Annotated in this window: 12 protein-coding genes; 10 read left to right on the forward strand and 2 right to left on the reverse strand. The window is 44.4% G+C overall.

All coding sequences use genetic code 11. The annotated features are described in order from the left end of the window. Positions 1 to 136: 136 nt before the first annotated feature. Both NX903_RS03755 and pdaA read left to right on the forward strand, forming a co-directional pair. Positions 137 to 322, forward strand: a complete 186-nt coding sequence (locus NX903_RS03755; RefSeq protein WP_003223132.1) for an SE1561 family protein — start codon at positions 137 to 139, stop codon at positions 320 to 322. Positions 323 to 422: 100 nt separating this feature from the next. Further along, positions 423 to 1,214, forward strand: a complete 792-nt coding sequence (gene pdaA / locus NX903_RS03760) for a delta-lactam-biosynthetic de-N-acetylase (protein WP_014479173.1) — start codon at positions 423 to 425, stop codon at positions 1,212 to 1,214. A gap of 36 nt (positions 1,215 to 1,250) precedes the next feature. On the opposite strand, the gene NX903_RS03765 is transcribed toward pdaA, so the two are convergent. Together NX903_RS03765 and corA are read right to left on the reverse strand one after the other, a co-directional pair. Beyond that, on the reverse strand, positions 1,251 to 2,111 hold the full coding sequence (locus tag NX903_RS03765) for an NAD(P)-dependent oxidoreductase (RefSeq protein WP_086343575.1): 861 nt from the start codon (positions 2,109 to 2,111) through the stop codon (positions 1,251 to 1,253). A gap of 98 nt (positions 2,112 to 2,209) precedes the next feature. Then, positions 2,210 to 3,169, reverse strand: coding sequence for a magnesium/cobalt transporter CorA (gene corA, locus NX903_RS03770; RefSeq protein WP_003233650.1), 960 nt, complete (start codon positions 3,167 to 3,169; stop codon positions 2,210 to 2,212). Between the two features lie 117 nt (positions 3,170 to 3,286). Between corA and NX903_RS03775 the strand changes: the two genes are divergently transcribed. The 8 genes from NX903_RS03775 to acoB all read left to right on the forward strand — a co-directional run bounded on the left by NX903_RS03775 (position 3,287) and on the right by acoB (position 11,904). Next, complete coding sequence (locus tag NX903_RS03775; RefSeq protein ID WP_086343576.1) at positions 3,287 to 4,150, forward strand: DNA-3-methyladenine glycosylase family protein; 864 nt, start codon at positions 3,287 to 3,289, stop codon at positions 4,148 to 4,150. Positions 4,151 to 4,263: 113 nt separating this feature from the next. Beyond that, entirely contained in the window at positions 4,264 to 5,664 is a 1,401-nt protein-coding gene (rlmD, locus tag NX903_RS03780) for a 23S rRNA (uracil(1939)-C(5))-methyltransferase RlmD (RefSeq protein ID WP_086343577.1), read from the forward strand. 603 nt (positions 5,665 to 6,267) lie between these two features. Further along, positions 6,268 to 6,552 carry a YfzA family protein gene (locus NX903_RS03785; protein ID WP_134156917.1) on the forward strand — a complete coding sequence of 95 codons (285 nt, stop codon included), beginning with the start codon at positions 6,268 to 6,270 and terminating at the stop codon, positions 6,550 to 6,552. Positions 6,553 to 7,296: 744 nt separating this feature from the next. Beyond that, complete coding sequence (locus tag NX903_RS03790) at positions 7,297 to 8,274, forward strand: tRNA dihydrouridine synthase (protein WP_086344577.1); 978 nt, start codon at positions 7,297 to 7,299, stop codon at positions 8,272 to 8,274. A 195-nt stretch (positions 8,275 to 8,469) separates the two neighbouring features. Further along, a complete protein-coding gene (locus tag NX903_RS03795) occupies positions 8,470 to 8,922 on the forward strand; it encodes a DUF6884 domain-containing protein (RefSeq protein ID WP_014479178.1) in 453 nt (150 codons plus the stop codon). A 29-nt stretch (positions 8,923 to 8,951) separates the two neighbouring features. After that, positions 8,952 to 9,641 carry a YfjL-like protein gene (locus NX903_RS03800; protein ID WP_049140609.1) on the forward strand — a complete coding sequence of 230 codons (690 nt, stop codon included), beginning with the start codon at positions 8,952 to 8,954 and terminating at the stop codon, positions 9,639 to 9,641. A 229-nt stretch (positions 9,642 to 9,870) separates the two neighbouring features. Further along, positions 9,871 to 10,872 (forward strand): acetoin:2,6-dichlorophenolindophenol oxidoreductase subunit alpha, encoded by a 1,002-nt coding sequence (gene acoA, locus NX903_RS03805; RefSeq protein ID WP_086343580.1) that lies wholly within the window; start codon positions 9,871 to 9,873, stop codon positions 10,870 to 10,872. A gap of 3 nt (positions 10,873 to 10,875) precedes the next feature. Then, positions 10,876 to 11,904, forward strand: coding sequence for an acetoin:2,6-dichlorophenolindophenol oxidoreductase subunit beta (gene acoB, locus NX903_RS03810; protein ID WP_086343581.1), 1,029 nt, complete (start codon positions 10,876 to 10,878; stop codon positions 11,902 to 11,904). Positions 11,905 to 11,914: the final 10 nt, after the last annotated feature.

An 11,914-nucleotide genomic window follows, 5' to 3' on the forward strand; every position in this document is an offset into this window, starting at 1 on the left:
AACTCCTTTATAAATGGGCATACTAACGCTGCCAACAGTTAATTTTAGACCTGATTTGCCAAGATCGCAAGTAGCGCGGCGATTGAAAAACGGCAAAAAATGAGCTACCATAATAAAAAATGAATGGAGGAACAGAATGGGGAACGCCGTAAACAATAAAGATCAGCAGATTGATTATTTAAAGAACAGACTTGACATGTTTATGAACGTCATCGATTCATTAGACCCTGAAGCAACCGACGTTGAAGATATAGACAGGCTCATCAGCATGCTTGATGACCTGGAAGCCAAATACGAACGTTTTAAAAAAGATTGGGAATAAAACCGCGCGCCCGCTGCGGTTTTTTTATTGGCATAAAGCAACAGTATAAAACAAAGCCCCTATCTGTAAAATAAGAAAAAATGCAGAAGGAGCGCTGGCCATGAAGTGGATGTGTTCAATATGCTGCGCCGCCGTATTGCTTGCCGGAGGTGCAGCACAGGCGGAAGCGGTGCCGAATGAGCCGATTAATTGGGGCTTTAAACGAAGTGTCAATCATCAGCCGCCAGATGCCGGGAAGCAGCTGAACAGTTTAATTGAAAAATATGACGCGTTTTATTTAGGGAATACAAAGGAAAAAACGATTTACTTAACGTTTGATAACGGATATGAAAATGGCTATACGCCAAAAGTGCTTGATGTCTTAAAAAAACATCGCGTAACAGGAACGTTTTTTGTCACCGGGCATTTCGTAAAGGACCAGCCTCAGCTGATCAAACGAATGTCAGATGAGGGCCATATTATCGGCAACCATTCCTTTCACCATCCGGATTTAACGACAAAAACAGCTGATCAGATTCAGGATGAACTTGATTCAGTCAACGAAGAGGTTTATAAAATTACGGGAAAGCAGGACAACCTGTACTTGCGTCCGCCGCGCGGCGTGTTCAGTGAGTACGTACTGAAAGAAACGAAACGCCTCGGCTATCAAACCGTTTTCTGGTCGGTCGCTTTTGTTGATTGGAAAATCAACAACCAAAAGGGGAAGAAATATGCCTACGATCATATGATCAAGCAGGCGCACCCGGGAGCCATTTACCTGCTGCACACCGTATCAAGGGACAATGCAGAAGCGCTGGATGACGCGATTACAGATCTGAAAAAACAGGGCTACACATTTAAAAGCATTGATGATCTGATGTTTGAGAAAGAAATGAAGATGCCGTCCTTGTAATGAGAAGAGCCTCTCCTGAAATGGAGAGGCTTTTCTTTATTTTATACATTTAATCAGTGTGGCCCAATCCAGATCTCCGAAGCCCTGTTCAATCCCGCTTTCAAAATGGCTCTTGGCCAGCTCGGCAAGAGGAAGATTTGCAGAAACCCGTTTTGCGGCGGCGAGTGCCAGGTTGGTATCCTTCAGCCCTAAAGACATTTTGAAGCCGGCCGGCTCAAATTTCTGCTCGGCCATAATGGTTCCGTAATTTTGATAGACTGGAGAACCAAAGAGCGCGCTGGCGATCTCTAAAAATTGTTTTTGTTCTAAGCCGTATTTCTCCATCATTAAAAAGGATTCAGATAACGCCTCCAGCATGGACACAAGCAAGAAATTGATGCTGATTTTGGCTGCATTTGCCGTCTTGCTTTCTTCGCCGACGTCAAATACCTGCTGGCTCAGGCTGTCGAACAGAGGCTTGGCAGCTTGCTTTGCTTCCGCCGGTCCGGCTGTTATGATACGGAGCGCGGCTTTGGCTGCGGCATCCGGTCTGCCAAGGACAGGAGCGGCGAGAAAAAATTGTCCTTTCTCTGCATGAGCCGCTGCGAGCTTTTCTGAGAACTCAACACTGATTGTGCTCATCGAGATGTGAATGCCGTTCTCTGCTAATCCTTCAAGCAGCCCGTCTTCTCCGAATGTCACGGTGCTGACTGAATCATCATCTGCAAGCATTGTGATGACAATATCAGCGGATTTTGCCGCCAGCCGTGGCGTATCAGCTGCCTGTGCGCCTTCTGTGACAAGGTCTTCTGTCTTTTGTTTCGTCCGGTTATAGACAGTCAATTCGTAGCCTGCTTGAAGAACATTTCGGGCAATGGGCTGTCCCATATTGCCGAGTCCGATGACAGCAATTTTCAATCTAATCACTCCCTGAATATTTTTTCCATTATAAACAATATGAACAGAATATGCATAGCGATCGGCTTACAACAAAAAAGAACAGCTGCTCGCTGTCCTCATTTAAAAATATTGAACCATCCTTTATGTACAAACCAAATCAGCATTCCAATCACAAGCGCGGCCATCAGGCCAAGTACAGCGAAATATCCGTATTTCCAATGCAGCTCCGGCATAAAGTCGAAGTTCATACCGTATACACCGGCAATAAAGGTGAGCGGGATGAAAATGGTTGATACGATCGTCAGTGTCATCATAATCGCATTCATCCGGTTTGAGTTTAGCGTCACGTAGCTGTCACGCAAGTCGGACGTCATGTCACGGTTGGATTCCACAATTTCAGACAACTTTAACAAATGATCATATATGTCGCTGAAATAGGCTTTCGTTTCCCGCTGCTCTTTCACATGGTCAAGGCTTAAAATCCGATAGAGCAAATCACGCATCGGGATAATCGTCCGTCTCAAATGCAATAGGTCTGTTCTGAGATCAAACACCTCATTCATCAGCGTTCCATACGTTTTGTGGGGACGGCTTTCTTCAATTTCATTCAGCCGGTCTTCGATTTTATACACGAGAGGAAAATATTCATCAACAAGCTGATCCATGATCATATAAGAAATATGCCCGGGCCCTTTTTTCAATATGTCCGGTGAAGCATACAAACGCTCCCGGACTTTAGCGATACCGGGCGTTTCGTGTAAATGAAAGGTGACGACAAATTTTTCGCCTTGAAAGATATCGACTTCCTCCGTCTCAAGTGTTTCCTTATTCAGCGCATGAATCACGTAAAAACGATAGCCGTCATAATGGTCAAGCTTCGGCCGCTGCATATGCTGGAAGCAATCCTCAATGGCAAGCGGGTGAAAATGAAAAAAATCTCTCAATAACGCCGTTTCCGTATCCTCCGGGCCGTAAAAATCAACCCAGTACCATGCAATATCAGGCTGTTCCACTCGTTCGATCGGTATATTTTTCAGCAGCTGATGCTCTGTTGTGATTGCGGTAATGTTGATCATAAACAACCCTCCACCTGCCATTATATCATGCGGTCTTTATGAGAAAAGTATACGGTACTCTCTGCCTAATTCAAGCGGCATGTTATACTGAACAAAAACGGAAAAAGGGTGGATCTCATGTGGAAGGAAAAAGTATCTGTCACGCCTCCGTATCATTTTGACCGCGTGCTGGACAGGCTGTCTTTAGACCCCCTCAATTCTGTTGATCGAGAGGCGAGGGAAGTCCGTGTGCCAATCAGAAATCAAGCGGGGGACGTATGTATTGTAAAGGTACAGGCGTTAGGCCATGCGGGTGAGCCTGAGTTCCTCGTCAGCGGGGAAACGGATCAGGGAGAAATGATGAAGGAAATCAAGCGGATTTTTCAATGGGAAAATCATTTGCAGCACGTTCTGGATCATTTTTCAAAAACGAGCCTGTCCGCCATTTTTGAAGAGCATGCAGGGACCCCGCTTGTTCTGGACTACAGCGTGTACAACTGCATGATGAAATGCATTATCCACCAGCAGCTCAATCTTTCCTTCGCTTACACGCTAACAGAACGGTTTGTTCATGCGTTTGGCGAGCAGAAGGATGGCGTGTGGTGCTACCCAAAGCCGGAAACGATTGCAGAACTCGATTATCAGGATCTGCGTGATCTGCAATTCAGCATGAGAAAAGCGGAATACACCATTGATACATCAAGGATGATCGCAGAAGGCACACTCAGCTTGTCAGAGCTGCCGCATATGGCGGATGAAGACATTATGAAGAAACTGATCAAAATCAGGGGTATCGGCCCGTGGACCGTGCAAAACGTCCTCATGTTCGGACTTGGCCGTCCCAATTTATTCCCGCTTGCCGATATCGGCCTCCAGAATGCCATCAAACGCCATTTTCAGCTGGACGATAAGCCGGCAAAGGATGTCATGCTGGCGATGAGCAAGGAGTGGGAGCCTTATTTAAGCTATGCGTCTTTGTATTTGTGGAGAAGTATAGAATAATTCGTCTGACAATGAAGGAAATCCTGCAAACGTGTTATACTAGAAAGATGTGAAAAAACCATTTCACTTTCTGCCATCTGCAGAAAGCTTTATATAGAAACGGAGAGAACAACGTGAACCAACAAAAGAAACAGGCGCCTGTCGAACTGAAGGTCGGACAAACCTTTCCGCTGACGATTAAGCGTCTCGGCATTAACGGAGAAGGTGTCGGCTATTTTAAGAAAAAAGTCGTCTTCGTGCCCGGCGCGCTTCCTGGCGAAGAAGTTGTTGTGCAGGCCACAAAGGTCCAGCCGAAGTTTTCGGAGGGCCGCATTAAGAAAATCCGCAAGGCGTCTGAGCACCGGGTAGCACCGCCTTGCCCTGTTTATGAGCAATGCGGCGGCTGTCAGCTTCAGCACCTTGCATACAGCCAGCAGCTTCGGGAAAAACGCGATATCGTCATTCAGTCTCTTGAACGCCATACGAAGTTTAAAGTTGAAAACATGGAAATCAAAGAAACGATCGGCATGGACAACCCGTGGAATTACCGCAATAAAAGCCAATTCCAGATCGGGCGCTCGCAAAGCGGCAGCATCATCGCCGGCTTATACGGCCTTGATTCTCATGATATCGTGCCGATTAAAGACTGTATCGTTCAGCATCCGGCAACGAACAAAACAACAGGCATCGTCCGCCGCATTTTAGAGGACTTCAATGTGTCTGTTTATAATGAAAGAAAACGAAAAGGCGACGTTCGCACGATCGTGACGAGAGTCGGCTTTGAAACAGGCGAAGTGCAGGTCGTGCTTGTAACCGCAAAAGAAACGCTTCCGCACAAGGAAGAAATCGTCAAAGCGATTCAAAAGCGATTGCCAGAGGTCAAATCCATTATTCAGAATGTAAACGGGGCGAAAACCTCAGTGATTTTTGGTGAGAAAACAAAACAGCTCGCCGGAAAAACAGTGATTCAAGAAGTGCTCGGCGACGTATCTTTTGAATTGAGCGCCCGCGCTTTCTTCCAGCTCAATCCGGAACAGACCGTCAAGCTGTATGATGAAGTGAAAAAAGCGGCGCAGCTGACCGGAAAAGAAAAAGTCGTTGATGCGTATTGCGGCGTCGGCACTATCGGCATGTGGGTTGCGGACGGAGCGAAGGAAGTCCGCGGCATGGACGTCATCAAGGAATCAATTGACGATGCTAAGAAAAACGCCAAAAAATACGGCATGGCAAATGCCACATACGTAACAGGAACAGCCGAGCACTGGCTCCCGAAATGGACGAAAGAAGGCTTCCGCCCGGACGTCGTCATTGTAGACCCGCCAAGAACCGGCTGTGACAGCACGTTCTTGGACACGATCAAAAAAGTCAAACCGAAACGCTTTGTCTACGTTTCCTGCAATCCATCCACGCTCGCGAAGGATTTGCAGACGCTGTCGAAGGACTATCGCGTGGACTATATTCAGCCTGTCGATATGTTTCCGCAGACGGCGCATGTTGAAGCAGTGGCGAGACTTGTATTGAAATCGTCTAACTAAAATAAACAATACTAATCAGACCTGGATTTCGGTAAAATAAACAATTCCGATTTCCGGGTCTTTTTCGTGCGCAGCCCTTGTCCTGACTGTCTTTCCCAAATTTTATCTTCCTTCTTTTCTCGGAGATCTTTATTTTAACTGGCGAAAAGAATTGAACAAACGTGTTGAAAAGCGGGTGAAAAAAGCGTTATTTAACCGGAAAAATTTCCTTCCAGTATGATTAAAATACATGAGTAAAATGATGTAAAATCATAGATATATTTTTCATAATTTGTAAAATTATATATTAACTTGCAGTTATTACGTGTGAAATATTGATGATAGGAATATAAGGAAAGGTATGGCGTATATCATTTCAAGAGTCATTCGATGTAAAAAGTTGAAACATTGTAATAAATGAAAGAGGTGAAAATGATGGCCAACCCCATTTTAAAATGCATAACGTATGAGCACTACAACAATTAAATAATAGTGCCGAGACGATAACAACTATTACAGTAATACCTACAATGGTTATATCCTTGAGACAATTATGCTTCATAATATAAATTTTAGATTGACACTTGGCTAAAAAGTATTGCAGAGAAGGAAATGGATAACTAAATGGATAAAGTATATAAAAAACGACCGTTATATAAAAGAAGTTGGTTTCAAACATTTTTGGCATTTTTAGTATCTCAGCTTTATTTTAATTTTGTAGAATTAACGGGATGGGGTCCTAAGTATAGAGAAATGAATGGATTCCCAGCAAACATAGGTGAACTAGATTTCTTTCAAACATATCTTTCATTCTATGATAATCCATGGTTTAATATTATTACTGTTTTCTTGGGAGTTTTCACTATTATACAAATAATTACAGGGATAACAAAGGATATTCGAAATTAAAGCAATAACTTCTGATGCCTTATTTAATGATGAAAGAAAATGAACACTTTCTTAATTATCTTATGAGTGAAGACTGCGACACTTAGTCAGCAGTCTATTTTATTGGTTCTGGATCAGGATTACCGAATTATAACTCTATAGTAGGTTGCCACTTGCTGCGTTGGTTATTTTCTAAATCATGAGCAAATCCCAAACGATCCAGATTGAAGTTCTTGAATTCTTTAAAATAAGGGTTTATTTTCTCTTCTCATCCTCTTTACTCCATGTGATTCATAAGTGGTAGCAGTAGCTTAAGTAGGTTTTTTCATTCTCTTGAGTACTAGTTATACCACCCCCAACTCAATTTGCTTAATCAAAGTTTATCTCTTGAAATTAGTTTTTCCGCAAATATGATATAGAGATACGGATATGGTGTAGTGTTAAATATCTTATCTTCAATAACAGGGCAATTATTTTGCGTTGGTAATATGGAGAACTCATATGATATTCTATTTAGGTTGGAATCCTTTTTATCCAAAAAGTTCAAAAGCAAGGCCACTAAGAAAGACGAAGGTCAGCGCCAGTGTTAACCACAATATAAAAAATAGGTATAGATGGTCATCCCACGTGAAATGTTCAAAAATTACTATAGATTGATAAGAAATGCTTTCGCATGCGATAAGTGTAAAAAGAAAGCATGGTCAGTTTTTTAATATTGAGATACAGGTATAGCCGTATCCCCTAATGAAAGGATTTGATTTTGTTATGACAGAAAATTTCTGGCGTGAATTACCACGGCCATTTTTTGTACTGGCACCAATGGAAGATGTGACAGATGTTGTTTTCCGGCATGTAGTAAGTGAAGCAGGCAGACCGGATGTATTTTTTACAGAGTTCACAAACTCAGAGAGCTATTGCCATCCGGATGGGAAGGATAGCGTACGCGGCCGTTTAACTTTTACAGAGGATGAACAGCCAATGGTAGCCCATATATGGGGAGATAAGCCTGAAAACTTCCGTAAAATGAGTATTGGCATGGCAGAGTTAGGATTTAAAGGACTAGATATCAATATGGGCTGCCCAGTGCCTAATGTTGCGGGGAATGGAAAGGGAAGCGGCCTTATTTGCCGTCCTGCAGTTGCGGCAGAATTAATACAAGCTGCAAAAGCAGGGGGATTGCCTGTAAGCGTGAAGACAAGACTTGGATACACGGATGTGGATGAATGGCGCGAGTGGCTGACACACATTTTGAAACAGGATATTGCCAATCTTTCTATTCATCTGCGTACTAGGGCAGAAATGAGCAAAGTAGATGCGCATTGGGAGCTCATCCCGGAGATTAAGAAACTTCGTGATGAGGTGGCACCAGATACACTTTTGACGATCAATGGTGATATCCCTGACCGCCAAACTGGCTTAAAACTTGCTGAACAATACGGTGTTGATGGGATTATGATTGGGCGTGGTATTTTTACAAATCCATTTGCCTTTGAAAAGGAGCCGAAAGAGCATAGCAGCAAGGAATTGCTTGATCTCTTAAGGCTGCATCTGGATCTTCATGATAAATATTCAGCATTAGAAGCCCGTCCGTACAAGCCTCTTCCTCGTTTTTTCAAAATTTATCTCCGCGGGTTCCGAGGGGCAAGTGAATTAAGAAATCAATGCATGAACACAAAGTCAACAGATGAAGTGCGTGCATTGCTCGACGACTTTGAGAGAAAGTATCTTGATGGGGTAGAATAACAGCAGTGCTTGATTCAAAAAAGGCTAACAAAATAAAGGGATTTTTACACCATTCTTGACTAAAATAAACCTGGATTTTCGGTAAATCCGGGTCTTTTTTGTACGCAGCTTTTACTCAGCCTGTCTTTTCTCTAATGTATTGTAAGAAAATAATGGTATATTTAGTGGAGATATCTTATAAAGGGGGAGAGGAAAATGAAACGACTATGCATCATCCCCTGCGGCAAGAAAAAAATCTGGGACGTCCAGCCTGATGCCGGGCCGGTAAGAGCAGAGGACGCTTATCTCAGCCCGTTTCATCAGGCGTGCGAACGGTATGCGAAAGCATTTTTCGATGAGTGGGTGATTTTGTCTGCGAAGCACGGGTTCCTCCGCCCTGATGATCTCGTTTCGGGAAATTACGATGTCACTTTTGGCACCGGTCATCCGGAAATCATGACAGCGGACGAGCTGAGCCGCCAATTTCACGAAAAAGGCTTTTCTGATATCGAAGAGCTAGTCATGCTTGGCGGAAAAAAATATCGAAGCGTTCTAAACGCCGTCATCGGAGAACACCAGCATATCAGCTGGCCGCTATCATCTTACAAAGGCATAGGCTATATGCTCCAAGCGCTGAACCGGGCTGTTGAAGAAAAGCATGAACTGTAGCACGTACATATGAGGAAAAGAGTGGGAACATGAAAAAACTTGTGTTTGGCTTGCTTGCCATTGCATTATTCGGATGCGGACTATATATCTATCATGTATGGTTCGGTGATCCATTTTCGAAAAATGCTGCAGAACAGAAGCTAGTCTCTTATGTGAAACAAACCTATCCTAAGAAAGAAATCAAGATCACGAATGGGGTATATAACGCTAAAACCTCTGAATATGTATTCGAAGCAACCTCCCAATCTCATCGCTACCCAATGTGTACGAAGGGATTTCTGCATCATAAAGTAACGTGCGATGGAATTGAAGAAGCGTATACCGAATCAGTAGCAAAACATGTAAATGAAGAAGCATCGAAGGCAATCGAAGCAGATCTGAAAAAAACGGTTCCTCGACTTATAAAAGCTGATGCTGCTTTGAGTATCGAAAACGGACAGTTCACGTTAGATACAAAATGGAACAAACAGCTGGCTGAAAAAGCGCCTATGAGTATGACGATTCAGTTAGACACCAGCGGGTTATCAAAAACAGATGCCGCAAAGATGGCGGAAACGGTCAGAAAAACGCTTAATGAAAAGGGATACACATACTCAAACGGCACGATAGACTGTATGCAGAAGGACGGGGACGGCGGTATCGGATATGTCAAATATTCAATTGATTTTCTTTCAAAAGCAGCTATTCAGTCAAACGATGCAGAGGAACTAGGAAGTTAAAAAGATTTCCAAGGAAATAAATACGTCGATCATTGTCAAAGGCCGGGTGATATCCGGTCTTTTTTGCATGCTGTAAAACGAGACAAATGAATCAGTTTGAGACAAAACGAGACACACGTCTCAAACTGTCTCCAAGGTGAAGACGAGAAGACTGATTTTACGGGCTCAAAAGACTGGCACACTTCTTGCATTTTTAATGGTGAACCCTAAATAGAAGGAGGCGCACAAAATGGAATTGTTAAAACGAGAGGGCTTGTCATTAACTGAGGAAAAAGCGCTGTGGATGTACCAAAAGATGCTGGAGATCAGGGGCTTTGAAGACAAAGTGCATGAACTGTTCGCCCAGGGAGTGCTTCCCGGATTCGTTCATTTATATGCCGGTGAGGAAGCCGTGGCTGTAGGGGTGTGCGCTCATTTACATGATGGCGACAGCATTACAAGCACACACAGGGGACATGGACATTGTATCGCCAAAGGCTGCGATCTGGATGGTATGATGGCGGAAATTTTCGGGAAAGCGACCGGATTGTGCAAAGGCAAGGGCGGTTCTATGCACATTGCGGATCTTGATAAAGGCATGTTAGGCGCAAATGGAATCGTCGGGGGCGGCTTTACGCTCGCATGCGGATCAGCGCTCACGGCTAAATATAAACAGACTAAAAATGTAAGCGTTTGCTTTTTCGGGGACGGGGCAAATAACCAAGGCACCTTCCACGAAGGGCTGAATTTAGCGGCTGTATGGAACCTTCCTGTCGTATTTGTTGCTGAAAACAACGGCTATGGCGAAGCTACCCCATTTGAGTATGCATCAGCCTGTGATTCAATCGCCGATCGGGCGGCTGCTTATAACATGCCGGGGGTGACAGTTGACGGCAAAGATATTTTAGCAGTTTACCAGGCAGCGAAGGAAGCGATAGAAAGAGCAAGAAACGGCGGCGGCCCGTCTTTGATTGAATGTATGACCTACAGAAACTACGGCCATTTCGAAGGAGATGCCCAAACCTATAAAACGAAGGATGAAAGAGTTGAGCACCTTGAAGAAAAAGATGCCATTCAAGGTTTTAAAAACTACCTTTTAAAAGAAACAGATGCTAATAAGCTGTCAGACATTGAACAGCGTGTCAGCGAATCGATTGAAAAAGCCGTCTCGTTCAGCGAAGACAGCCCATATCCAAAAAATTCGGAGCTGCTGGCAGATGTGTACGTGTCATATGAAAAAGGAGGAATGTAAGAGATGGCGAGAGTCATAAGCATGTCAGACGCGATCAATGAAGCAATGAAGCTTGCGATGAGAAGAGACGAAAATGTGCTTTTGATCGGTGAAGATGTCGCCGGGGGAGCGGCGGTCGATCATTTGCAGGATGATGAAGCATGGGGCGGTGTATTAGGGGTCACAAAGGGACTCGTACAGGAATTCGGGCGTACACGAGTGCTGGACACTCCGATTTCTGAGGCAGGCTATATGGGAGCGGCTATGGCTGCGGCATCAACCGGTTTGAGACCGATTGCCGAGCTGATGTTTAACGATTTTATCGGCACGTGCTTTGATCAGGTGATCAACCAAGGGGCGAAATTCCGTTATATGTTCGGCGGAAAAGCGCAGGTGCCGATTACCGTCCGCACCACATACGGAGCAGGGTTCCGGGCCGCTGCCCAGCATTCACAAGCGCTGTATGGCCTTTTCACGAGCATCCCTGGACTGAAGACGGTTGTTCCATCCAATCCGTATGATGCCAAAGGTCTTCTGCTTGCAGCAATAGAAGATAATGATCCGGTGTTCTTCTTTGAAGACAAAACGTCCTACAACATGAAGGGCGAGGTGCCGGAAGATTATTATACAATTCCCCTCGGAAAGGCGGATATCAAACGCGAAGGTAAGGATGTCACGCTCTTTGCAGTCGGCAAGCAGGTCAATACTGCACTTGAAGCGGCTGCACAGCTTTCAGAGAGGGGCATCGAAGCCGAGGTCCTTGATCCGCGCAGTCTGTCCCCTCTGGATGAGGATGCGATTTTCACATCGTTAGAAAAAACAAACCGGCTGATCATCATTGATGAAGCCAATCCGCGATGCAGCATTGCCACGGATATTGCTGCGCTTGTCGCTGACAAGGGCTTTGATTTGCTTGATGCGCCGATTAAACGGATTACAGCGCCGCATACACCGGTTCCGTTTTCACCAGTGCTTGAAGATCAATATTTGCCGACACCAGATAAAATTGTCAGCGTCACGCTTGAATTGCTTGGCGAGCCGGCAATGAATTAAAGGGGGAACA

It is taken from the genome of Bacillus sp. FSL R5-0576 (assembly GCF_038004765.1).
Taxonomy (GTDB): domain Bacteria; phylum Bacillota; class Bacilli; order Bacillales; family Bacillaceae; genus Bacillus; species Bacillus subtilis.